At 70.8% G+C, this 23,509-nt stretch carries 21 protein-coding genes; 14 read left to right on the top strand and 7 right to left on the bottom strand.

Features of this window, described 5'->3' with window-relative positions; translation table 11 throughout:
- Positions 1–5: 5 nt before the first annotated feature.
- Together ACQPWU_RS37870 and ACQPWU_RS37865 are read left to right on the top strand one after the other, a co-directional pair.
- Positions 6–2,606 (top strand): ThuA domain-containing protein, encoded by a 2,601-nt coding sequence (locus ACQPWU_RS37870; protein ID WP_433430281.1) that lies wholly within the window; start codon positions 6–8, stop codon positions 2,604–2,606.
- A gap of 119 nt (positions 2,607–2,725) precedes the next feature.
- Complete coding sequence (locus ACQPWU_RS37865) at positions 2,726–4,153, top strand: multicopper oxidase family protein (protein WP_433430280.1); 1,428 nt, start codon at positions 2,726–2,728, stop codon at positions 4,151–4,153.
- Here ACQPWU_RS37865 and ACQPWU_RS37860 read toward each other — a convergent pair.
- The gene (locus tag ACQPWU_RS37860; RefSeq protein WP_433430278.1) at positions 4,150–5,547 is read right to left on the bottom strand and encodes a sensor histidine kinase; all 1,398 of its coding nucleotides are present in this window, start codon (positions 5,545–5,547) and stop codon (positions 4,150–4,152) included. The two genes, ACQPWU_RS37865 and ACQPWU_RS37860, sit on opposite strands and share 4 nt — an antisense overlap.
- Positions 5,544–6,251 carry a response regulator transcription factor gene (locus ACQPWU_RS37855; RefSeq protein ID WP_433430277.1) on the bottom strand — a complete coding sequence of 236 codons (708 nt, stop codon included), beginning with the start codon at positions 6,249–6,251 and terminating at the stop codon, positions 5,544–5,546. The genes ACQPWU_RS37860 and ACQPWU_RS37855 overlap by 4 nt, the downstream gene beginning before the upstream one ends.
- A gap of 97 nt (positions 6,252–6,348) precedes the next feature.
- On the opposite strand from ACQPWU_RS37855, the gene ACQPWU_RS37850 reads away from it, so the two are divergent.
- The 7 genes from ACQPWU_RS37850 (at position 6,349) to ACQPWU_RS37820 (ending at position 13,799) form a co-directional block, all read left to right on the top strand.
- Positions 6,349–7,695 carry a ferredoxin reductase family protein gene (locus tag ACQPWU_RS37850; RefSeq protein ID WP_433430275.1) on the top strand — a complete coding sequence of 449 codons (1,347 nt, stop codon included), beginning with the start codon at positions 6,349–6,351 and terminating at the stop codon, positions 7,693–7,695.
- Positions 7,696–7,720: 25 nt separating this feature from the next.
- Positions 7,721–8,176: an FMN-binding protein gene (locus ACQPWU_RS37845; protein WP_433430273.1), complete on the top strand. Its 456-nt coding sequence runs from the start codon at positions 7,721–7,723 to the stop codon at positions 8,174–8,176.
- Positions 8,173–8,904: an FAD:protein FMN transferase gene (locus ACQPWU_RS37840; protein ID WP_433430272.1), complete on the top strand. Its 732-nt coding sequence runs from the start codon at positions 8,173–8,175 to the stop codon at positions 8,902–8,904. Before ACQPWU_RS37845 ends, ACQPWU_RS37840 begins: the two co-directional genes overlap by 4 nt.
- A gap of 104 nt (positions 8,905–9,008) precedes the next feature.
- On the top strand, positions 9,009–10,325 hold the full coding sequence (locus ACQPWU_RS37835; RefSeq protein ID WP_433430270.1) for an acyltransferase family protein: 1,317 nt from the start codon (positions 9,009–9,011) through the stop codon (positions 10,323–10,325).
- Positions 10,326–10,689: 364 nt separating this feature from the next.
- Positions 10,690–12,357 carry a discoidin domain-containing protein gene (locus tag ACQPWU_RS37830; protein WP_433430268.1) on the top strand — a complete coding sequence of 556 codons (1,668 nt, stop codon included), beginning with the start codon at positions 10,690–10,692 and terminating at the stop codon, positions 12,355–12,357.
- On the top strand, positions 12,354–13,202 hold the full coding sequence (locus ACQPWU_RS37825) for a DUF1996 domain-containing protein (RefSeq protein ID WP_433430267.1): 849 nt from the start codon (positions 12,354–12,356) through the stop codon (positions 13,200–13,202). The genes ACQPWU_RS37830 and ACQPWU_RS37825 overlap by 4 nt, the downstream gene beginning before the upstream one ends.
- A gap of 63 nt (positions 13,203–13,265) precedes the next feature.
- Positions 13,266–13,799: a DUF305 domain-containing protein gene (locus ACQPWU_RS37820; RefSeq protein ID WP_433430265.1), complete on the top strand. Its 534-nt coding sequence runs from the start codon at positions 13,266–13,268 to the stop codon at positions 13,797–13,799.
- A gap of 8 nt (positions 13,800–13,807) precedes the next feature.
- Here the strand turns inward: ACQPWU_RS37820 and ACQPWU_RS37815 are convergent, their stop codons facing one another.
- Positions 13,808–14,554: a class I SAM-dependent methyltransferase gene (locus tag ACQPWU_RS37815; protein ID WP_433430263.1), complete on the bottom strand. Its 747-nt coding sequence runs from the start codon at positions 14,552–14,554 to the stop codon at positions 13,808–13,810.
- Between the two features lie 124 nt (positions 14,555–14,678).
- Here ACQPWU_RS37815 and ACQPWU_RS37810 point away from each other — a divergent pair, with 124 nt between their 5' ends.
- Positions 14,679–15,038 (top strand): hypothetical protein, encoded by a 360-nt coding sequence (locus ACQPWU_RS37810; RefSeq protein ID WP_433430262.1) that lies wholly within the window; start codon positions 14,679–14,681, stop codon positions 15,036–15,038.
- A 61-nt stretch (positions 15,039–15,099) separates the two neighbouring features.
- Here the strand turns inward: ACQPWU_RS37810 and ACQPWU_RS37805 are convergent, their stop codons facing one another.
- Positions 15,100–16,503: an alkaline phosphatase PhoX gene (locus ACQPWU_RS37805; protein ID WP_433430260.1), complete on the bottom strand. Its 1,404-nt coding sequence runs from the start codon at positions 16,501–16,503 to the stop codon at positions 15,100–15,102.
- A 247-nt stretch (positions 16,504–16,750) separates the two neighbouring features.
- On the opposite strand from ACQPWU_RS37805, the gene ACQPWU_RS37800 reads away from it, so the two are divergent.
- The gene (locus ACQPWU_RS37800) at positions 16,751–17,530 is read left to right on the top strand and encodes an enoyl-CoA hydratase/isomerase family protein (RefSeq protein ID WP_433430258.1); all 780 of its coding nucleotides are present in this window, start codon (positions 16,751–16,753) and stop codon (positions 17,528–17,530) included.
- 114 nt (positions 17,531–17,644) lie between these two features.
- On the opposite strand, the gene ACQPWU_RS37795 is transcribed toward ACQPWU_RS37800, so the two are convergent.
- Complete coding sequence (locus tag ACQPWU_RS37795; RefSeq protein WP_433430257.1) at positions 17,645–17,845, bottom strand: hypothetical protein; 201 nt, start codon at positions 17,843–17,845, stop codon at positions 17,645–17,647.
- Positions 17,846–18,072: 227 nt separating this feature from the next.
- Here ACQPWU_RS37795 and ACQPWU_RS37790 point away from each other — a divergent pair, with 227 nt between their 5' ends.
- Both ACQPWU_RS37790 and ACQPWU_RS37785 read left to right on the top strand, forming a co-directional pair.
- Positions 18,073–18,672 (top strand): TetR/AcrR family transcriptional regulator, encoded by a 600-nt coding sequence (locus tag ACQPWU_RS37790; protein WP_433430255.1) that lies wholly within the window; start codon positions 18,073–18,075, stop codon positions 18,670–18,672.
- A gap of 87 nt (positions 18,673–18,759) precedes the next feature.
- Entirely contained in the window at positions 18,760–19,257 is a 498-nt protein-coding gene (locus tag ACQPWU_RS37785) for a cupin domain-containing protein (protein ID WP_433430254.1), read from the top strand.
- A gap of 20 nt (positions 19,258–19,277) precedes the next feature.
- On the opposite strand, the gene ACQPWU_RS37780 is transcribed toward ACQPWU_RS37785, so the two are convergent.
- Positions 19,278–20,324: a PP2C family protein-serine/threonine phosphatase gene (locus ACQPWU_RS37780; protein WP_433430252.1), complete on the bottom strand. Its 1,047-nt coding sequence runs from the start codon at positions 20,322–20,324 to the stop codon at positions 19,278–19,280.
- A 233-nt stretch (positions 20,325–20,557) separates the two neighbouring features.
- The gene (locus ACQPWU_RS37775; protein ID WP_433430251.1) at positions 20,558–21,271 is read right to left on the bottom strand and encodes an alpha/beta fold hydrolase; all 714 of its coding nucleotides are present in this window, start codon (positions 21,269–21,271) and stop codon (positions 20,558–20,560) included.
- Between the two features lie 297 nt (positions 21,272–21,568).
- On the opposite strand from ACQPWU_RS37775, the gene ACQPWU_RS37770 reads away from it, so the two are divergent.
- Entirely contained in the window at positions 21,569–23,482 is a 1,914-nt protein-coding gene (locus ACQPWU_RS37770; protein WP_433430250.1) for an amino acid transporter, read from the top strand.
- Positions 23,483–23,509: the final 27 nt, after the last annotated feature.

The raw sequence follows: 23,509 nt of genomic DNA, 5'->3' as shown, positions 1-23,509 counted from the left end.
AGGCGATGCTTCACAAACTCCTGAGCCTCGCGCTCGTGGCGGCGAGCCTGACCGCCGCTCCCTCGGACCCGGCCTACCAGGTGCTGGTCTTCTCCAAGACCGCCGGGTTCCGGCACGACTCGATCCCGGCCGGCATCCAGGCCATCCGCGATCTCGGCGCGGCGAACAACTTCACCGTGACCGCCACCGAGGACGGCGCCGCCTTCACCGGCGCCAACCTGGCCGGCTACAAGGCCGTCGTCTTCCTCAACACCACGGGCGACGTGCTCAACGACACCCAGCAGGCGGCCTTCCAGTCCTACGTCGACTCGGGCGGCGGTTACATGGGCGTCCACGCCGCCGCCGACACCGAATACGACTGGCCGTACTACGAGAAGCTGGCCGGCGCCTGGTTCAAGAGCCACCCCGCCATCCAGCAGGCCACCGTGCGCACCGAGAACCGCGCGCACCCCGCGACCGCCCACCTCGGCCCGACCTGGACGCGGACCGACGAGTTGTACAACTACCGCACCAACCCCCGCCCCTCGGTACGCGTGCTGCAGACCCTCGACGAAAGCACCTACAGCGGCGGCGACATGGGCGACCACCCCATCACCTGGTGCCACCCGCAGGGCCAGGGGCGAGCGTTCTACACCGGCCTCGGCCACACCATCGAGTCCTACGCCGATCCCGCCTTCCGTAACGAGCTCCTCGGCGGCATCAGGTACGCGGCCGGGGTCGCCAAGGCGGACTGCCGGCCGGAGACCGGCTACACCACGCTGTACAACGGCTCCACCAGCGGCTGGTCACAGGCCGGCCCGGGCAGCTTCGCCAACGCCGACGCCACCCTGAGCTCGCAGGGCGGGATGGGCCTGCTGTGGTACAGCGCCAAGGAGCTCGGCTCCTACTCGCTGAAGCTGGACTGGAAGCTGACCGGCGACAGCAACTCCGGGGTCTTCGTCGGATTCCCGGCCTCCTCCGACCCGCAGTCGGCCGTCGACAACGGCTACGAGGTGCAGATCGACGCCACCGACACCCCGGACCGCACGACCGGGGCGATCTACGGCTTCAAGGCCGCCGACCAGGCCGCCCGCGACGCGGCACTGAACCCGCCCGGCGAGTGGAACACCTACGAGCTGCTGGTGGAGGGCGAGCGGTTGCAGGTCCTCCTGAACGGCGTGAAGATCAACGACTTCACCAACACCGACCCGCGGCGCTCGCTGCGCCAGGGTTACGTCGGCATCCAGAACCACAGCGCCTCCGACCAGGCCGCCTTCCGCAACATCCGGATCAAGGAGCTGAGCGGCGGCGGCGCCGTCACCGTCGAGGGCGAGTCCTACACCTCCAACTCGGGCGTGCAGGTCGCGACCCACACGCCGGCCAGCGGCGGCAAGACGCTCGGCTACGTAGACAACGGCGACTGGGCGGGCTACTCCCAGGTCAGCACCGCGGGCGCCACCCGGTTCAGCGCCCGCATCTCCTCCGGCGGGTCGGGCGGCACGATCCAGGTCCGTTCGGGGTCGGCCACCGGCACCCTGCTCGGCTCGGTGCCCGTACCGTCCACCGGCGGCTGGGAGAACTTCCAGAACGTCTCCACCACGCTGACCGGCTCCGCCGGCGGACCGCTCTTCCTGGTCTTCACCGGCGGCAGCGGCAACCTGTTCGACGTCGACACCCTCACCCTGGAGAGCTCGACCGCCGACGGCACGGTGCTGTCGGACAAGGTGCACGTCTTCTACTACCCGTGGTACGGCTCGCCGCAGGTCAACGGCGGCTGGCGGCACTGGCCGCAGGGCGGGCACACCCCGCCCGACGACATCGGCGCGGACTTCTACCCCGCCCTGGGCGCCTACGACTCCGGCGACTTCGCCGGCGCGGTGGCTCAGCACATGAAGTGGATCAAACAGTCGGGCGCCGGGGTGCTGGTGCTCAGCTGGTGGGGCCGCGGCAGCTACGAGGACAACCTGGCCAGGGGAGTCATGGACGCGGCGGCGAAGGAAGGGCTCAAGGTGGCCTGGCACCTGGAGCCGTACTCCGGCCGCACCGCCGTCTCCACCGTGGAGGACATCCGCTACATCAACCAGACCTACGGGTCGCATCCGGCCTTCCGCAACGCCTTCTACGTCTTCGAGAGCCTGCGCATCACCGACTGGTCCGCCCTGAGCCAGGTCAACCAGAGCAACGTCATCCTGGCCCAGACCACCGACACCACGAAGATCGCGAACTTCAACGGCATGTACACCTACGACGCGATCGCCGGCGCCACCGCGCCCGGCTGGCAGCAGGCCGCCGACTACGCACGCCAGCACGGGCTGGTGTGGGCCCCGTCGGTGGGCCCCGGCTACGTCGACGACCGCGCGGTGCCAGGCAACACCACGCCCACCCTCTCCAGGGACAACGGAGCCACGTATGACAAGGAGTGGTCCAACGCCCTGCAGACCAAGCCCACGTGGGTGTCCATCACGTCCTTCAATGAGTGGCACGAGGGCAGCGTGATCGAGCCGGCTGTCGTGCGGACGGGCTACCAGAGCTTCGAGGGAGCCTACGGGCGCACCGGCGCCTCGGCCCAGACCGCCTATCTGGACCGCACCGCGTACTGGGTCGACCAGTTCGCGGCAGCCGGCTGACCTCGGACGCCGACCGGTCCGGACCTGGCCAAACCTCGCAAAAATGCGGGCCCGCCCAGGTGTGGGCGGGCCCGCGCCGGGCATGCACGCGGGCGTCCGTGTCGCGTCCGAGGAGCACCATGCCCCTGTCCAGACTCATCGCCTCAGCGGCCCTGGTGCTCACCGCGCCGGCCGGCTGCGGCACCACCGCGGTGACAGACAACCTGGGCGTGGCGCCCGCCGGTCCCGCGACGCCGACCGCGTCCGTGCGGCCGTCGTTCCGCCAGCCTCACGAGCTGGTGAGCAGGAACGGCCGGCTGACCGTGCGGCTGGTCGTGGAGTCGCGGACGGTACGGCTGGCGGGCCAGGACGTGCGGGCGCTGACGTACAACGGCGAGTACATGCCGCCGACGATCCGCCTGCGGCCCGGCGACCGGCTCGACCTGACGCTGGTGAACCGGCTGGGGGAGCACACCAACCTGCACACGCACGGCTGGCACGTCTCCCCGGGCGACAACTCCGACAACATCTACGTGCACATCATGCCGGGGCAGACCTTCCACTACGCCTACCGGCTGCCGAAGGACCTGGCGCCGGGCACGTACTGGTACCACTCGCACGCCCACCCCCTGTCCGAGCCGCAGGTGTTCGCGGGGCTCTCCGGCGCGATCGTGATCGACGGGCTCAACCAGTACATGCCGCCCGGCCTGCGGCACGTCACCGAGCGCCTGATCGCGCTGAAGGACTTCCAGGTGCACGCGGGGGCCATCCCGACGGCGAACATCGACAGCAACGCCCCGACCACCCGGACCGTGAACGGGCTGGTCGACCCGATCATGAACACCCGCCCCGGCGAGACACAGCTGTGGCGGCTGGCCAACATCGGCGCCGACATCGCCTACAACGTCCAGCTGCAGGGCGTGCGCTTTCACGTGGTGGCTCAGGACGCCAACCCCGTCGACCACGTCTGGAGCGCCGAGACGTTGTTCATGCCGCCGGGGAGCCGGTTCGACGTGCTCGTGCAGGGGCCGCCGGCCGGCCGCACCCGTCTGATCACCACGGCCTACAGCACCGGCCCGGCCGGCGACTCCTACCCCGAGACAGCCCTGGCCACCCTGGTGTCCTCGGGAGACCCCATGACGCCCGCGAAACTGCCCGCGAAATTCGCCCCGATCGACGACCTGAGCAAGGACCGCGTGGACCAGCGGCGCGTCATCACCTTCTCCGAGAACGACAAGGGCAACGAGTTCTACATCAACGGCAAGCAGTTCGACCCGAACCGGATCGACGTGCGGGCGAAGCTGAACACCACGGAGGAGTGGCGGGTGCGCAACCTCGCCAACGAGCAGCACACCTTCCACGTGCACGTCAACGACTTCCAGCTGATGAGCGTGAACGGCCGGCCCTACCACTTCCGCGGCTGGCAGGACACGGTGCAACTACCGAGCCGCGGCGAGGTGGTCATCAGGATGAGGTTCAGGGATTTCACCGGCAAGTACCCGCTCCACTGCCACATCCTCAACCACGAGGACCGCGGCATGATGGCCAACATCGAGGTCGTGCGTTAGCCGGGCAGGAGCAGCCGGAACTCGGTCCGGCCAGGGCGGCTCCGCACGTTCACCGAGCCGCCGTGGGCGGCCATCACGGCCCGCACGATGGCCAGGCCGAGCCCGGCCCCGCCGGTGGCCCGCGACCGGCCGGGGTCCGCGCGGGCGAACCGCTCGAAGATCTCCTCCGAGAGGCCGGCCGGTATGCCGGGCCCGTCGTCACTGACGCTGACCTCCACTTCGGCCGGCAGCCGGCGGACGGCCACGGTGACCGTGGTGCCGTCCGGCGTGTGGACGCCGGCGTTGCTCAGCAGGTTGGCGAGCACCTGGTGCAGCCGGAGCGGGTCGCCGGTCGCCGTGACCGGCTCCTCCGGCAGTTCCAGCCGCCAGAGGTGGCCGGGGGAGGCGGCCCGCGCGTCGCCCGTGGCCTCGATGGCCAGGCGGGTCAGGTCGACCTCCTCCCTGGCCAGCGGGCGTCCCTCGTCCAGCCGGACCAGCAGGAGCAGCTCGTCGACGAGCTCGCTCATCCGTCCGGACTCGGCGTCGATCCTGTTCAGCGCGTGCCGTATGTCATCTGACATCTGCCCGCGGTCGCGCAGCGCGAGCTCGGCGTGCCCGCGGATCGAGGCGAGGGGCGTGCGCAGCTCGTGGCTCGCGTCGGCGGCGAAGGAGCGCAGCCGCTGCTCGACGGCGTGCCTGCGGGCCAGCGCGGACTCCACGTGGCCCAGCATGCGGTTGAACGCGGCTCCCACCAGGCCCGTCTCGGTTCGCGGGTCGGTGTCGGGCACGCGTTCGCCCAGGGTCACCTCGCCGCTGGCCAAGGGCAGCTCGCTGACCTTGCGGGCGGTCGTGGCGATGCGTTGCAGGGGGCGCAGTGACAGGCGTACCCAGACGGCGCCGGCGACACCGGCGACGGCGATCGTGCCCGTGAACATCGACAGCTCGAGCAGCTGCAGCCGGCCCACGGCCTCCTCCACCCCGTGCAGTGAGAGCCCGGTGATCAGGACGTCCCCGTCCCGGCCCGGGACGGCGCGGACCCGGTAGTCGTCCAGGCCGGACAGGTCCACGGTCTCCGGAGGGCCGCCGACCGGAACCGCGGCCAGCGCCTGCTCGTCCTGACTGCTCAGCCGCACCGGGAGCGCGGCCTCCCGCGACACGACCGCCGCCTGGGTGACGCGCCCGCCGACCAGCCGCGCGCCGAACGTGTCCCGGGCCTGCCCGCGCGTGTCCTCGCCGTGCTCCAGGCTTGCGGCGAACCGTATGCCGTAACCGGCGAGCTGCTGGTCGATGCGGCCGAGCAGGAAGCGGTCCATCGCCAGCGACGTGGCGACGCCGAGGACCGCGCACGAGAGCGCCAGCAGCACGAGCAGCCCGGCGATCATCTTGGCCCTGATCGTTCGCGGCAGGAGCTTCACGGCTTGAGCACGTATCCGACGCCGCGGACGGTGTGGATCAGCGGTCGGCGGCCCGCGTCGATCTTCTTGCGCAGGTAGCTGATGTAGAGCTCCACCACGTGCGCCTGGCCGCCGAAGTCGTAGGACCAGACGTCGTCGAGGATCTGCGCCTTGGTCAGCACCCTGCGCGGGTTGCACATGAGCAGCCGCAGCAGCTCGAACTCCGTCGGCGTCAGGTCGATCAGCGTGCCGCCCCTGGTCACCTCACGGGACTCCTCGTCCATGGACAGGTCACCCACGACGAGCCGGTCGCCGTCGCCCGGCCGTGCCATGCCCGCCCGGCGCAGCAGCCCGCGCAGGCGGGCGAGCACCTCCTCCAGGCTGAACGGCTTGGTCACGTAGTCGTCGCCGCCCGCCGTGATGCCCGCGATCCGGTCCTCCACGGCGTCCCGCGCGGTCAGGAACAGCACACACAGCTCGGGCGTGCGCTCCCTGAGCCGGCGCATCAGCTCCAGCCCGTTGAGGTCGGGCAGCATGATGTCCAGGATCGCCGCGTCCGGGGCGAACCGCTCCGCCTCCCGGATGGCGGCGTCCCCGCTCGCCACCGCGCGTACCTGCCAGCCTTCCTGGCGCAGCGTCCTTTCCAGCACCTCCAGCAGGTCCGGCTCGTCGTCCACGACGAGCACGCGGATCGGCGTGCCGTCCGGGCGCGACAGAATGCTCATTTTCACCCCCTGACGAGAAAATACGAGCTTGCTCTGAGAATCCTCTGAGAGCGCCGTTCAGAGGAAAAACATAGATTGAGCTGGCACGTTGTGGCCCATGACCACAGCTCACGTTACCGCCCGGGGAACGGGCGTCACGGCGCCCCCGGGCCGCGGCGTCCGGCCGGGGATGCTGCTGGCCGCCGTGGTGGCGGGCGGGATCGCTGTCATCGCCCTGTGGTGGCGCGGCACGCCCGCTGTGGCGGGGCTGGACGGCTGGCTGACCGAGAGCGGCCGCGTCCTGGGCCTGCTGGCCGGGTACGGGCTGGCGGTGCTGCTCGGGCTCATGGCCAGGGTCCCGGCGCTCGAACACGGCGTGGGCAGCGACCGGCTGGCCCGGTGGCACGCCATGGGCGGCCGGTACGTCATCGGGCTCGTCACGGCGCACGTGCTGGCCGTCATCTGGGGATACGCCGTGGCCGACCGCGTCGGCGTGGTGGACGAGACGGCGACCATGGTGCTGACCTTCCCCGACATGCTGAAGGCGACAGCGGCCTGCCTGCTGCTGCTCGGGATCGCCCTGGTGTCGGCCCGCGCCGCGCGCCGGAGGTTGCGCTACGAAACGTGGTTCTACCTGCACTTCTACACCTATCTGGCGGCCTGGCTGGCGTTCGGGCACCAGCTCGCGACCGGTGCCCAGTTCACCGGCGACCGCGTGGCCCGGCTCGCCTGGTACGCCCTCTATCTCGGGGTGGCCGTGCTGCTGGTCTGGTACCGCTTCCTGGGCCCGGTCAGGTTGTGGGCGCGGCACCGGCTCCGCGTGGCCGGCGTCACCGCCGACGCCCCCGGCGTGGTCTCGGTCCACCTCACCGGGCGCGGGCTGCGGCGGCTGCGGGCTGAGCCCGGCCAGTTCTTCCGCTGGCGGTTCCTGGCCCGCGGGCTGTGGTGGTCGGCGAATCCGTACTCGTTGTCGGCGGCGCCCCACGCCGGCGGGCTGCGCATCACGGTCAAGGCGCTGGGCGATCACAGCGCGGCCCTCGCCCGGCTGCGGCCGGGCACCCCGGTGCTCGCCGAGGGACCGTACGGCGGGTTCACCGCGCGCCTCGGCCGGGGCGGCAAGTCATTGCTGGTCGCGGGCGGCGTCGGCATCACCCCGCTACGTGCCCTGTTCGAGACGCTGCCCGGACGGGTGACGCTGCTCTACCGCGCCCGCACGTCCGAGGAGGTGCTCTTCAAGGACGAGCTGGAGGAGATCATCGCAGCCCGCGGTGACGCCACGGCGTACTACTCGACCGGGCCCAGGTCCACGGACCTGTTCGACGGTCTCGAGCGCCTGCTGCCCGATCTGCGCGAGCACGACGTGTACGTGTGCGGGCCGCCCGAGTTGACCCGGGCGGCGATCAAGGCACTGCGGGCGGCGGGTGTGCCCCATCGCCGGATCCATCACGAGTCGTTCGAGTTCTGAGTTCGGAGTTCTGCGGAGGTCTGCCATGCGCAGGGTGCTGTTCGCGGTGGTGGTCACCGCCATCGGCCTGGTGCTGCTGCTGTCGTTCAAGCCACACGACGTCGCGGGCGTCGCCGAGCCGCCCGCCGCCCTGGCCCCCACCCAGGCCCAGTCGTCTCCGCCGACGGCACAGGGCTCCACCGGCTCGGCCGGGAAGCCCTCCGGCAGCCGGACCGTCGACGGGGACGTCGCCGACACCCGCTGGGGACCCGTGCAGGTGCGGATCGCCCTCACCGGCGGCAAGATCACCGACGTCCAGGTGCTCCAGGCCCCGGACGGCAACCGGCGCGACATCGAGATCAACAACAGGGCGCTGCCCATACTCCAGCAGGAGGCCCTCTCAGCCCAGAGCGCGCAGATCGACTCCGTCTCCGGGGCCACGTACACCAGCGACGGCTACACACGCTCCCTGCAGAGCGCCATCGACCGGGCCGGGCTGTGACCCGCCACGTCGAGAAGGCGATGGGCACCGTCTTCTCCTTCGACGTACGCCACGAGGCCGATGACGCGGTGGCGCGGGCCGTCGCCTGGCTGCACCACGTGGACGAGGTCTTCTCCACCTACCGGCCGGACAGCGCGGTCAGCCGCCTGGCCCGGGGCGAGCTCGGCGTGGACGACTGCCCGCCCGAGGTGGGACAGGTGCTCGCGCTGTGCGCACAGGTCGAACGGCAGACTGGCGGATATTTCGCGACATATCAAGGCGGTCGTTTGGAGCCGTCCGGTCTGGTGAAGGGGTGGGCGATCGAGCGGGCATCCCTGCTGCTGTCCGAGGCGGGCGCGCCCCGCCACTGCGTCAACGGCGGCGGCGACATCCAGCTCGGTCCCGGCCCCATCCCGTGGCGGATCGGGATCGCCGACCCGCTGCGGCCCGGCGCCCTCCGCACCGTGGTCACGGGTCACGACCTGGCCGTGGCCACCTCGGGCAGCGCCGAGCGCGGCCCGCACATCATCGACCCGCACACCGGGCTCCCCGCCGCCGAGCTGGTGTCCATCACTCTCGTCGGGCCCCGCCTGACCGCTGTCGACGCGTACGCGACCGCCGCGTTCGCCATGGGTGAGGCCGCCCGCGACTGGGTCGAGGAGCGCACCGGCCTGGAAGCGTTCGCGGTGACCGCGCGCGGCCACACCTGGCAGACCACCGGCTTCGCCGCGTTCACCGTCCAGAGCTGACCCGGGCACGACGCGACCGCCGGACACCGCGGGTGCGGGGTGTGACAGCTCGGCTGCGCGGGGTAGGCCGTTCGGTGAAGTCGAGCGAGTCACGGGGGCGAGGTATGCGTCGGCTGGCCGAGCGGACCCCGGCGCACCGGGACCGTCACGTCGACCTGCTTCGCGCCATCGCGATCGCGGCCGTGGTCGTGGGCCACTGGCTGGTGGTGTACGTGAGCTACGACGGGCGTCCGCAGGGCGGCAGCGCACTCGAAGTCGTGCCGTGGACGCGCCCGCTGACCTGGCTGTTCCAGGTCATGCCCGTCTTCTTCCTGGTCGGCGGATACGCCAACGCCGCCTCTCTCACGGCCCACCGCGCCCGCGGCGGCGACGCCACCTGCTGGACGCTGCGCCGGACCGACCGGCTGATACGCCCCACCACCGTGCTGCTGGCCGTACTGACGGCGGCGGCCCTGCTGGCCGGGGCGCTGGGCGTCGATCCCGGCCTGGTCGCGACCGCGATGTGGGTGGCCGGGATCCCGCTGTGGTTCCTGGTGGCCTATGTGGCCGTGGTGGCCCTCACCCCGCTGACCCATGCCCTGCACCGCCGGTACGGCCTGGCCGTGCCGATCGCGCTGGTCGTCCTGGTCGGACTCGGCGACGCGGCCCGGCTGGCGCTGCGGGTTCCCGCCGCGGGCCAGGGCAACTTCCTGTTCGGCTGGCTGGCCGTCCACCAGCTCGGCTTCGCCTGGCAGGACGGGCGGCTGCCCGCCCGGCCGGGCGTCGGCGTGCCGCTGGCGTTCTCGGGGCTGGCGGCCCTGGTGGCGTTGACGGTGCTCGGCCCCTATCCGGTCAGCATGGTCGGGATCGCGGGGGAGACCGTCCAGAACACCTCGCCGCCCACTCTGGCGCTGCTGGCGCTGGCCGCGACCCAGGCCGGGCTGGCCCTGGCGTTCCACGGCCCGGCCGGCCGATGGCTGCGGCGGCCGCGCTCCTGGACCGTCGTCGTGGCGATCAACTCGGTCATCATGACCCTTTTCCTGTGGCACATGACCGCCGTCGTGCTCGGCGCACTGGCGCTCTATCCGACCGGACTGCTGCCGTCCCCGCCGCCCGGGACACCCGCGTGGCTGCTGCTGCGGTTGCCCTGGCTCGTCGTCCTGGCCCTGATCCTCGGCGTGCTGGTCATGGTGTTCGGTCCCGTCGAGCGGCGTGCCGGTCCGAGCCCAGGGCCGGGAGCCACGGCCGGGGTTACGGCGGGCGTTCTGACCGTCCTCGGCGTCGCCGGTGTGGTGGCCGGGCTCCTCACCCTCGCGGTGACCGGCCCGCGGGGTCACACACTCAGCGGTCTGCCGATCGTGGCCTTGATCGTGTACTTCGCGGGGGCCGGCATCCTGCGTCTCATCCGATGGCGCCATCGAGCCCCCGCGCGGCCCCGATGATCCCTGATCGTGGTGAGAGAGCGCTTCCCCACGAGGGTGCGTTCCGGCGCCGACGGCTGTCAAGAAGGCCGTGATTCCCAAGTTCTCCCTGGCTTGGTGCGCCGAGTGCCGCCATTCCGTGGGCGGACGCGTCGCCCCAGCTCACGCGTGACCGCAATCGCCCCGACCCGGCGGAGGGAGCGCTCTCTCACGTGACGATGGGGTTTCGCGCGTATTAACCCGGGCCTTGACAGCGGTAGAAGACGCGCGCACTCTCCATCTCAGAGAGCGCTCCCCGAACCAACGCCCCCCCATCTTTGACGGAGACGTCGTGAGTCCACCCCTCAGTCCGAGCCTGCGACGCCTCGGGACACTCGTCGCCCTCATGATCACACTGTCGCTGACGGCGGTCCTGCCCGCGACCGCCGCCGCCGACCCCCTCCTGTCCCAGGGCAAGACCGCCACCGCCTCCTCCACCGAGAACGTGGCCTTCCCCGCCTCGGCGGCCGTCGACGGCGACCCGGGCACCCGCTGGTCCAGCGCCTTCTCCGACCCCCAGTGGATCCAGGTCGACCTCGGGGCCAGCGCGTCCATCAGCCAGGTGCAGCTGAGCTGGGAGACCGCGTACGCCACCGCCTTCCAGGTGCAGGTGTCGGCGGACGGCACGTCCTGGACCACCGTCCACTCCACGACCACCGGCACCGGCGGCGACCAGACGCTGAACGTGTCGGGCAGCGGCCGGTACGTCCGCGTTTACGGCACCCAGCGCGCCACCCAGTACGGCTACAGCCTCTGGGAGTTCAGGGTTTACGGGACCGGAGGCGGCTCGGGCGGCGAGAGGCTGCTGTCGTACAACAAGCCCGGCGTGGCCTCCAGCTCCCAGAGCGACGGCAACTGCTGGGAGTGCACCCCCGCCAGGGCGTTCGACCTCGACCCCGCCAGCAGGTGGGCCACCAGCTCCACCACCGGCTGGGTCGACCCCGGCTGGATCTATGTGGACCTGGGCGCGACCGCGCAGATCAGCAGGGTCGTCCTGCAGTGGGACCCGGCCTACGCCACGTCGTACCAGATCCAGGTGTCGCCCGACGCGAACACCTGGACGACCGTCTACAGCACCACCACCGCCACAGGCTTCAAGCAGACGCTGAACGTCAGCGGCTCGGGCCGGTACGTCCGGATGTACGGCACGAAGCGGGCCGGCGCCTACGGCTACAGCCTGTGGGAGTTCCAGGTGTACGGCACCGGCGGCAACCCCGTCGATCCGCCCGCACCGCCGAAGGACCCGGCCAACCCGCCGGCCCTGGTGTGGAGCGACGAGTTCAACGGCCCGGCCGGCAGCAAGCCGGACGCCGCCAAGTGGCGGGCCGACCCGGGTACCGGGCCGAACAACGAGCTGGAGTACTACACCGACCACGACAACGCCTCCATGGACGGACAGGGAAACCTGGTCATGGAGGCACGCAAGCAGGCCACGCCGGGCACGACCTGCCCGACGGACCCGCTGACCGGCAGCGGCACCTGCCAATACACCTCCGCCAGGATGAACACCGGCACGAAGTTCCAGTTCACGTACGGCCGGGTCGAGGCCAGGATCAAGGTGCCCAAGGGCAACGGGTTCTGGCCGGCGTTCTGGATGATGGGGGCCGACTTCCTGACCGGGCGGCCGTGGCCGTACAACGGCGAGGTCGACATCATGGAGATCCTCGGCAAGGACGTGAAGACGTCCTACTCGACCGTGCACGCGCCCGCGTACAACGGCGGCGGAGGCATCGGCTCGCCGTACACCCTGCCGAACGGCGCGGACTTCTCCGACGACTTCCACGTCTGGGCCGCGAACTGGGACAGCAAGGGCATCGTGTACACGCTCGACGGCAGGACGGTGTTCACGCTGAGCAAGGACCAGGTGGAGCAGACGCGCGGTCCGTGGATCTTCGACCACCCGTTCTACCTCATCCTCAACCTGGCGATCGGCGGTGACTGGCCGGGTCCGCCCAACGCCGCCACCCCGTTCCCCTCCCGCATGCTCGTCGACTACGTGAGGGTCTACCGATGAAAAACCGGAAAACCACACTGCTCGCGCTGTTATCCCTGCTGATCGGCATGGTCGCCGTCGCGGCGCGCCCGGCCGAGGCCCGGGTGATCCGGGTGGCGGAGTTCCTCGCCGACTGCCCGTTCAGCCACCGGCTGCCGGACGACCCGATCGTCTTCCCGGGGCTGCCCGGCGCCTCGCACATGCACAGCTTCTTCGGCAGTCACGTCACGAACGCCTACACACAGCTGTCCGACCTGCAGAACGGCGCCACGAACTGCAACCCGGCCGTCGACAAGTCCTCGTACTGGGTGCCGACCTTCTACCAGGACGGCGCTGCGGTCGAGCCGGCCATCGTCACCTTCTACTATCTGGGCGAAGGGGTGCGTGACGACATCATCGCCACGACCCAGCCGATGCCGCTGGGGCTGCGGATCGTGGCGGGCAACGCCAAGGCGACCGGCCCCGACGGCTCGTCGAACGCCCGGTGGTCGTGCCTGCACGCCGGGGAGGTGCCTCCGTCGAAGGACTTCGTCAACTGCCCGTCGGGGACGATGCTGGAGTCGTACCTGGATTTCCCGCAGTGCTGGAACGGGCGTGACCTGGACTCGGCCGACCACAAGAGCCACATGGCCTATCCGGTGGCCGGCGCCTGTCCCAGCACGCATCCCGTGCCCGTGCCGAAGCTGCGGCAGGTGATCCGGTACCCGGTGAGCGGCGACCCGTCGCACTTCCGGCTGGCGTCGGGAGCCGGGTTCACGATGCACGGCGACTTCTTCAACGCCTGGCCGGCCGCGGAGATGGAGCGCCGGGTGCGTGACTGCATCCGTCCCATCGTCAAGTGCGGCGCCGACGGGCGCCCGTCGTAGGTGAGGCCTCCGCTGCCCGGGCGGGCCTTCCGGTCCGCCCGGGCCCGATCAGGTGGGACGCCGGTGGTACGGGTCTTCGTGTTCCTGCTGTTGTCCGTCCTGCTGCTCGGGTGCTCCCCGGCTCCGGAGCAGCCCGAGAAGGGGTTCAACGCCACCGACGTGGCCTGGCTGCAGCTCGCCGACGCCCTGCACACCCGCGCGCTGCCGCTGCTCGGGCTTGTTCGCGGGCGCTCCGGCAGCCGGGCGCTCGCAGACCTGGCCGCCCGGCTCGTCAGGAAACACGAGAACGAACGCGCCCGGCTGCGCGCCCTGCTCGCCCGGACGCGCGTCACCGGCGAGAACCCGCACGCCCAGCACGACATGCCGGGCATGCCCACGGCCGGCGACCTCCGCACGCTGACCGGCCTGCGGGACGACGCCTTCGACCGGCGGTTCGTCGCGTTGTTCCGGGCGTATCTGGACCAGCTCGTGCTGGTGGCCAAGGGCGAGCAGAGCTCGGGCGGCGCGCCCGAGGCACGCGAGCTGGCGGCCGCGATGGAGCGCGACCACACCGCCGACCTGGCCGAGCTGGAAAGGGCCGGCGGCCCGGGGCGTTGAGCGCCGGGTCAGTGTGCCCGGCGGGCGAGGGTGAGGTCGGTGGCGAAGGTCATGTCCACGCCCTCGCCCAGCAGCGCGGCGATCTCCAGCAACAGCGCCTCGCGGGTGCCGGGGTCCAGGATCCTGTAGGCGGAGATGGAGCGGACCAGATCCAGGTAGCGGCCGGCTCCGTACCGTCCGGCGCGCGTGTAGCGGCGCTGGCCGAGGTCGGTGAAGCGAGGGTCGTCCGCCAGCTCGCGCCCCGATTGCTCGGCCCGGACCGAGTCGTCGCGGTGCAGGCTCGACGACGTCACCCCGTAGCGCGCGTCCACCGCGGCCAGCGCCGATCGCAGACCGGGATCGGTGACGACGTAGTGGTTCCAGAAGACCGCGACCGCTCCCGACGGCGCCAGCGCGGCGTGGGCGAGGTCCCAGCGCCTCTTCCCGTCGACCCAGTGCCAGGCCTGCCCGGAGTAGAGCAGGGCGAACGCCCGGTCGGGGACGTACTCCTCGAAAATGCCGATCTCCACCCGGGCGCCCGGGCACTTGGCCGTCAGCGCGGCGGCCATCCTGGGGTCGGGCTCGATACAGGTCAGATCCGCGCCCCGGGCGGCGAAGCCCGCTGTGGCCTTGCCCGTGCCCGCGCCCACCTCCAGCACCGGGCCGGGCGGCGCGTAGTCCAGCACCTCGGTGACGAGCTGGGCGGGATAGCCGGGCCTGGCCGACTCGTACTGATCGACCGCCTCTCCGAACACCACGCTACGTTCGCGGTCCACCGTCATGGCTCCCTCTTCGCGATCGGGTGAGACCCGATTCAATCATCCCGGGAAACGTGCGCCGGGACCCCTCCCGGGCCGCCGCCGGTACAAAGGCCCTTGCGAACCCAGAGAAAGGGAGACCATGCACCGGAAGGCCCTCACCGCCCTGTCCCTCGCGTGCGCCCTGCTCGCGGCGCCCGCCCTGGCCGCGAGCCCGGCCGCCGCCGCGGCCAGGCCCAGCCTCCGCGGATGCTACGACGGGAAGTGCAAGTTCACGTTCACGAAGCCAGTGAAGTTCCGCGTCGCCAAGAAGTACGGCCTGAGCGGCTGGGTGCACGTCGCCAAGGAGTACAACGAGATGGCCGGCGCGGACGTCATCGTCGTGTGGAGCGGGGGGAGCACCGCCTACCTGGGAGAGGGCACCTCCGGGGGCATCGGCGAGCTCGACTTCCGGGCGCTGTCGATCACCGGCCGAGGGGCGACGATCCGCTTCACCGGCTGACGTGGCCGCCCCGGTACACGGCCGCACGTGGGCGGGCCGTGTACCGGGGGCGGCGACCGTCTTAGTCGCCGTCCTTGTCGCGGCGCTGCCAGGGGCCGGTGATGGCGAAGACGTACCCCGGCGTCTGGATGTTGGCGAACAGGATGCGGCCGTCGGCGCTGAAGGTCGGGCCGGTGAACTCGCTGTCGTTGAAGTCGTTACGCGCGATCGGGTACGACTGGCCGCGATCGGTGACGCCCACCAGGTGCTGGATGCCCTCGCCGTCCTCGGCGAGGATCACCCCGCCGTACGGCGAGACCGTGATGTTGTCGGGGCCGTCGAAGTTCGTGTCCTGGGCGGGGTCGGGGTTGACGCCGAAGAGGACCTTGAGCGTGATCGTCTCGTGGCGCGGGTCGTAGAACCACACCTGGCCGTCGTGCTCGTTCGTGCTGCCGTCGCTGTGGCGGGCGAAGCTGGCCACGAAGTACGCGCCCCCGTCGGACCACCAGGCACCCTCCAGCTTGCGGCTGCGGGTGATCTGGTCGTCGGTGAACTGCTTGCGGGTCGACGTGGTCTTCGCGTCGCGGTCGGGCACCTCGACCCAGCGGACCTTGTACCGGGTGCCCGGCGCCGTCGCCTCCGACAGGTCGGCGATGTGCTTGTCGTCCTGGTAGCAGCTCATCGCCTCCAGCTTGCCCGCGGTGTCGCCGCCTTCGGACAGCGCCAGCGCCCGCAGCGCACCCTTGCCACCGCGGAACTTCCTCGGCGGGGTCCAGCGGTAGTACAGCCCGTTCGGCCCGCCGGCGTCCTCGGTCAGGTAGATCGCCGAGGTGTGCGGGTCGACCGCGACGGCCTCATGCGCGTAACGGCCGAGGAACTTCAGCGGCACCGGGTCCTGGTTGGCCTGGCGGTCGAACGGGTCGACCTCGAACACGTACCCGTGGTCCTTCTGGAAGGCCCCACCGGCGCGCTGCTCGGTCTCCTCGCAGGTCAGCCAGGTGCTCCAGGGGGTCTTGCCGCCGGCGCAGTTGTTGTGCGTGCCGGCCAGGCTGACGTACTCGCGGATGCGCTCGCCGCGCGCGTCCACGTCGATGTTCGTGGTGCCGCCGCCGGCCCCCGGGTCGTAGGTCAGGCCGGGCAGCGTGGGCACCCGGTACGGCTCGCCGCCGCCGATCTCGTGGTTGTTGACCAGCGTGGCACCTCTGCCATGCGGGAAGCTCGCGGTGCCGTCGGCGTCGCTCGGGGTCGGTTCGCCGCTCTCCAGCTTGGTGACCCCCGCCTGAGCGACGATCCGGTACGAGAATCCGGCGGGCAGGGCCAGCACTCCGGCCGCATCGGCGACCAGCGGGCCGTAGCCGGCCGCGGGCCGCGCTGCCGCGAACGCGGCGGGACCGGAGATGGCCTCGAGGCTGCCGGCGAACGCGATGCCGAGGCTGCCTGCGGTGGCGTGGCCGAGGAAGGAACGACGGGAAACAGGTGAGGGCATGGGACATTGCCTCCAGCATGGGGACGCTTTACACAAGCCGACCCAACGATGCCACGGAGAAGTCGATCGCGCCGCCCGTTGTCCGCATGATGAACGTCGGATGAAGAACCGGCACGCGGCGCGGCGCAGCCGACGCCCGGCCGGCCCGGCCGGTGGCCGCCGCCGGCCACGCACGGGGCATGATCGTGGATGACGGGGATCATCGGGGTGCGGCCGTACCCATGTCTTCAGAGGCAGGAGCAGCGTCATGACCGAGGAACCGCCGGCCATCACCACCGTCGACGACGGGATCGCCCGGCTCACCCTGAACAACCCCCGGCGCAAGAACGCCATCACGCTGGAGATGGCGGCGCTCATAGGGGACTTCTGCGCACTCGTCCGCGACGACGACACCATCGGCGCGGTCCTCGTCGACGCCGTGGGCGGCTACTTCTGCAGCGGCGCCGACACCCGCGACCTGGCCTCCTTCTCCGCCGACCCGGCCGCGCCGGAGTCGGTCGAGCGGACCTCCGCCGTCTATGGCGCCTTCGTCCAGATCGGGCGGTTGCCGGTGCCCAGCGTGTCCCTGGTGACGGGCGGCGCGGTCGGCGCCGGGCTCAACCTCGCCCTGGCCACCGACTTGATGCTCGTCACCCCGGACGCGGTGCTCGACAGTGGGTTCGTGGCGCGCGGCATCCACCCGGGCGGCGGTCACCTGTCCCTGCTGGGCCGCGCGGCCGGCTATCAGCACGCCATCGCGCTCGGCGCCCTGGGCACCGCGCTGTCCGGCGCCGAGGCGGTACGCCGCGGGCTCGCGTGGGACCTCGCCGAACCGCACACCATGCTGTCCACCGCCACCCGGCTCGTGGCCAAGGCCGCCGCGGACCCCCAGCTGGCCCGGCGGATCAAGGACAGCGCCACCCTCGAGCTCGCCCCGGCGGTCCCGTGGGCGGCGGCGGTGGAGATCGAGCGCGGCACGCAGATGTGGTCGCTCGCCCGCAAGGGCCGGCAGGGCTGGGAACGTAACCCACCCAAACCCGCCGTGTGACCCGGTGCTGGAGCACGGCGGGTCGTCCGGCCGACCCGTACTGAGCCGGCGTTTACGCGCGGCCCAGACTGCCCGCCGGAGCTCGCCCTATCCGGCGGCGCGGGGCCGGACGGCTCAGAGCTGGCGGCCACACGTCCCGTAGTAGCCGCCGGCCTCCCAGGTGTAGCAGTGCTCCCAGACGATCGGTACACCCTCTTCGGTGTAGGTGACCCACCGGGACGCGGCGTCGGCCGGGGCGGCGCTGATCGCGGCGGCGCCAAGGACCCCGGCCATGGCGATCACAACCCGCTTGGCGACTCCGGAAAATCGTGACATGACTGTCTCCCTTCGTTCGTCAGGACAAGATCGAGTCCATCAGGGCCGTCCTGTGACCGGCTTGGATCGTCTTGCGGGCGAGTTGGAGGACATCAGCGCGGGCCTGTTCTCGACGTCGACGCCGATGGCTCGAGCGCTGCGCCATTTACGCTACCGATGTTGCGGAAATGGGTAGCCTCGGCGTATCGTTAATTTCGCTACTCAGGTAGCGGAATGGAGGGATTCCCATGGCGCCACGGGGACGCCCGCGCGACGCGGACGTCGACGAACGGGTCCTGCAGGCGGCCACCGAGCTGCTGCTGGTCCACGGCTACGGCGGCCTGTCCACCGACGAGGTGGCCGAGCGGGTGGGCATCGCCAAGACCACGCTGTACCGCCGCTGGCCCACCAAGGACCACCTGGCCCTGGCGGTGGTGGCCAGGCTGCAGTCGTACGACGAGATCACCGACACCGGCGACATCCGGCGCGACCTCGTCGACTACATGGAGAAGATCGCCGCCGGGCTCAACCGGATGCGTACCGCGGGCCTGCCGCCGGGAGGGGAAAGCCGCTCGGCGGGCACGGTGGCCGAGCTGGTCGCCGCCGCCGCGCGGCACGACGACGTCGGCGAGCTGGAGCGGGAGGTCTACGCCCGCCGCAACGCGCTGGCCTGCCGGCTCATCGAACGCGCCCGCGACCAGGGCAGGCTCCGCCCGGACGTCGACGCCATGACGCTCCTGGAGCAGCTCGCCGGAGCGCTTTACTACCGCGTTCTGATCACCGGGAACCCGGTGGACCGCGCCTACGCCGAACGCCTGGTCAACGCCGCACTCGACGGCGCCCTCTGACACGTAGGCCGAGCACCTGGTCGCCGCCGCGGCCGGTATGCCTCACACCTGTAAGCCGATCACCAGTCAACCCAGAAGGGGACCATCATGTCGCTCGCCGTTCCTGGCACCGCACTCGTACGTTCGGCCGACGCCGAGATCATCGGTGGCGGTGACGCGCCGGCCACCGGCCGGCTCCTGCTCGACTCCAGCGCCACCGGCGGCGCCCTGAGCAGCCTGCGCATGACGCTCACGCCGGGCGCCGACGGCGCGACGCCGCACCTGCACACCGCCTCCAGCGAGCTGTTCTACGTTCTCGGCGGCGCCGCCCAGGTGCTGGCGGGGGAGGAGGTGCTCACGCTGGAGGAGGGTGACCTGGCCGTGGTGCCGCCGAACGTCGCCCACGCCTTCGCCGCCGTCCCCGGTACGGAGGCGGACCTGCTGATCGTCATCACGCCGGGTGTGGAGCGCTTCGAGTACTTCCGCCTGCTGGCTCGGCTGCGCGCGGGCGAGGCCACGATCCAGGAGCTGCTCGACTCGCAGGACCTGTACGACAACCACTTCCTCGACAGCCCGCAGTGGAAGGCGGCCCGCTCGCAGGGGTAGCAGGCTCACGGATGCCGGGGTCACACCCCGGCGAGGCGGCGGATCGCGATGAGGGCGGCGTCGTCGCCGAGGCGGCCGCCGACGTGCGCGAGCAGGTCGGCGCAGATGCCCTTGAGGATCCCTTCCGGCCGTTCGCCGGCCCAGCGGGCGGCCCTCTGCGTCAGCGGGAAGAACGTGCCCGCGGCGTCGCGGGCCTCGATGACGCCGTCGGTGTAGAGCAGGAGGACATCGTCCTGCTCGAACGGGAAGCTGGTGAGCGTGTGCTGCGGCGCGCAGAGGCCGCCGAGGCCCAGGGGCGGCGCCGGCTGGCTGCTGTCGAGGGAGATGACCCGGCCCGCGTGCAGCAGCAGCGGTGGCGGATGGCCGCAGCTGACCATCGTGAGCACCGGCCGTTCGTCGGGGATGTCCACGATCGCGGCCGTCACGAAGCTCTCCGCGTACGCGGCTTCCGCCGTCTCGCTCTGGCTCTGTGTGAGGTCGAAGCTCTCTTCCAGGTCGGCCACCAGATCGGGCAGCTCCGGGCGCCGGCGAGCGCACTCGCGGAACGCGCCGAGCAGGGCGGCGGCCTCGGAGATCGCGGGCAGGCCCTTGCCACGGGCGTCACCGATGAGCAGCCGGGTGCCGTGCTGCGTGCGAACGGCGGCGTAGATGTCACCGCCGATCTGGGCCTCGGCCTCCGCGGCCAGGTAGGCGGAGGCCAGGTGGAGCGGGCCGAGGCGTTCGGGCACCGGCCGCAGCAGGGCCGTCTGCACCGCCGTGGCCACGGAGCGGACCTGGGTCAGCTCGCGCCGCTGGCGATCCCTGACCAGGGCGAACAGCACCACGAACAGCGAGACCAGGGCGAAGCCGCCCAGTCCGGCCTGAACGTCCTGGTAATTGAGCAGATGATCGTGTACGTCGATGAGGACTTCGCCCGAGATCGCCAGGGCGCCGATGACGGCGGTGAGCCAGGGGCCGGCGAAGGAGGCCGTGACCGCGGGTGCGGCCACCAGCAGCGGCCCGAGGTGGCTGCTCCCAGGGGTCAGTATGTCGGCGAGCGTGATCGCGAGGACCATGATCAGCGGCACAGCGATGAGTTTCGGACTTGCCGGCCATGGGAGACGTAGCAGCCGATACGGGCGCCCCCTGGGGAACTTCACGCTATCTGTCTACATGTGTCGCGGCTTTGGGTGAGACCCGTACATGTGATTCTTTAGTCAAGGTTCTCCGAGTTTTACCGTCATTAGAATGCCTCAATGGTTTCGCATGGACCTGCCGCGCCTCAGAGCCTCTGCCGCCGGGAGGGCTCTGAGGCATGCGATCAGGCGGGGCCGACGCTCGCCAGAATCGCCCGCCCGAGCTCTTCCGGCCGGGTGAACTGCGGCCAGTGCCCCGTGGGCAGGTCGATGTAGTCGACGTCGCGGATCTTCGCGAGCTCCCGCGCGAACGCCTGCCCCTGCTCAATCCATCCCCGGAGCGTCGCACCCGAGAACTCGCACGCGATGACGGTGACGGGCACCTCGTAGCGACGCTCGTCGGAGGAGAGCCGCTGCGGATCGCTCGCGACGTGCGCGGGCGTCGGGATGGCGCGCTCGCGGAACGCCGCGCGCAGCTTGTCGTCGAGATCGACCAGGTCTTCCGCCTCGAACACCGACCAGTCCGGCAGCGGGACCTCGCCGTTCACGACGGGAAGCTCGTCATTGATGACCCCGCCCTCCCCGAGGGGAACGCTGTCGACGTACACCACGCGGGCGACACGATCGGGACGCGCGTCGACCGCCGCGTGGGCGACCGCGCCACCGCCGGAGTGCCCGACGAGCACGACCTTGCCGTCGGCCGGGTCGTACGAGTCGATCACCTCGACGATCGCGTCGACCTGGTCGCGCAAGGTGATTTTGGAGCGGTCGGCGTCTTCCGGCTCCATGCCGGGCAACGTGATCGCGCGCGTGCGATGCCCCGCCTGCGTCAGGGCGGGAACGACCTCGTCCCATGACGAGCCGTCAAGCCAGAAACCGGGGATCAGGATGATGTCCATCGTCAGAGGCTAGGGCAGGCCACCGACATTCTGCTGACGAACCCAAGTCTGCGATGAAATTTCGCCCCAAAGCTATACAAAACGGATGAAAAGCCCTAGTCTCGACTTGCCCCAGTCAGAAACCATGACTGGGGCGCCAAACGTTTGGCGCCTCGGCCGTGCACGAACGGCCGGGGCGCCGCTCTGTGCGGGCCTCCGGCCGTTCCTGATTTATACGCTTTCTTGACGCTCTGATCAGGTCGATTACCCCATCGCCGTGGAAAGTGTGCCATGCGGTCTTGATAAGGGGTGACCGTCATGGTGCTGGCGAAGCGGTCGGCCGCTACGCAAGGGACGCTGCGTTCCTGGCTGTTGGAGGGCCTGCAGACCGACCGTAGGCAGATCGAGCACGGTCCCCATGTGAAGCACCCGTGGTGGCAGGTGATGTGCCTGACCGGCGTGGACTACTTCTCCACGCTGGGTTACCAGCCGGGCATCGCGGCGCTGGCGGCCGGGCTGTTGTCGCCGCTGGCCACGCTGTTCCTGGTGGCGCTGACGTTGCTGGGCGCCCTGCCGGTCTACCGCAGGGTGGCGGTGGAGAGCCCGTACGGCCAGGGCTCGATCGCGATGCTGGAGAAGCTCGCGCCGCAGTGGTGGGGCAAGCTGTTCGTGCTGGTCCTGCTGGGTTTCGCGGCGACCGACTTCGTGATCACGATGACATTGTCGGCGGCGGACGCGACCGCGCACATCCTGGAGAACCCGTTCGTGCGCGGATTCCTGGTCGGGCAGCGGGTACCGGTCACGCTCGTGCTGCTGGCGATGCTCGGCGGGGTGTTCCTGATGGGCTTCACCGAGGCCATCGGCATCGCCACGCTGCTCGTCTTCGTCTACCTCGGACTGAACGCCGTCGTCGTGGCGGCCGCGATCTTGCACGTGCTGGAGGCCCCGCAGGTGGTCGTGGACTGGCGGCACGCGCTGAGCGGCGGCTACAGCAACCCGCTGGCCATGATCGGGCTGTCGCTGATCGTCATGCCGAAGCTGGCGCTGGGCCTGTCCGGGTTCGAGACCGGTGTCGCGGTGATGCCGGTGATCAAGGGCGACATCCAGGAGCGGATCAAGGGCGCCAGGCGGCTGCTCACCACCGCCGCGCTGATCATGAGCGTCTTCCTGATCTTCTCCAGTTTCGTCACCACCGTGCTCATCCCGCCCCGCGAGTTCCGGGAGGGCGGCAAGGCGAGCGGGCGGGCGCTGGCCTACCTGGCCCACCACTACCTGGGCAACTGGTTCGGCACCGCCTACGACGTGTCCACGATCGCCATCCTGTGGTTCGCCGGGGCGTCGGCGATGGCCGGGCTGATCAATCTGGTGCCGCGCTACCTGCCTCGGTACGGCATGGCGCCGGAGTGGACGGGCGCGGTGCGGCCGCTGGTGCTGGTGTTCTCGGCGATCGGGTTCGGCATCACGATCATCTTCCGCGCCGACGTGAACGCGCAGGGCGGCGCCTACGCCACCGGCGTGCTGGTGCTCATCCTGTCGGCCGCGGTCGCCGTGACGCTGGCGGCCACGAAGAAGGGGCGGCACCGGTTGGCCGCCGGGTACGCCGTCATCGCAGCCGTGCTGGCCTACACCCTGGTGGCCAACGTCATCGAGCGGCCGGACGGCGTCAAGATCGCCTCGTTCTTCATCGGGTCGATCATCCTCACGTCGTTGATCTCCCGGACCACCCGCTCGACCGAGCTGCGGGTCACTCAGGTGCACCTGGACTCGCTGGCCGAGCAGTTCGTCAACGAGGTGGCGTGCGGCGAGATCCATGTGATCGCCAACGAGCCGGACAAGCGGGATCAGGCCGAGTACAACGAGAAGCTGCGCGAGACCTGGCTCACCCACCGGCTGCGTCCCGCCGAACCGGCGCTCTTCGTGGAGGTGACGGTGCCCGACGCCTCGGAGTTCGAGACCGAGCTGCACGTCAAGGGCGAGGAGCGGTACGGCCACAAGATCCTGAAGATCGAGAGCTCGGCCGTGCCCAACGCGCTGGCGGCGCTGCTGCTGCATCTGCGGGACCGGACCGGCTCGGTGCCGCACATCTACTTCCACTGGACCGAGGGCAACCCGGTGGCCGCCTGGCTGCGCTACCTGGTCTTCGGCGGCGGCGACGTGCCGGCGCTGACCAGGGAGGTGCTGCGCCAGGCGGAGCCGGACCGGTCACGCAGGCCGCACGTCCACGTCGGCTGACGCGCAGGACGATGACCCCCGAGATCG

It is taken from the genome of Nonomuraea sp. CA-141351 (assembly GCF_050944675.1).
Lineage (GTDB): Bacteria > Actinomycetota > Actinomycetes > Streptosporangiales > Streptosporangiaceae > Nonomuraea.
Note: the sequence above shows the minus strand (reverse complement) of the source record. Positions and strands in the feature narration are given on the sequence as shown.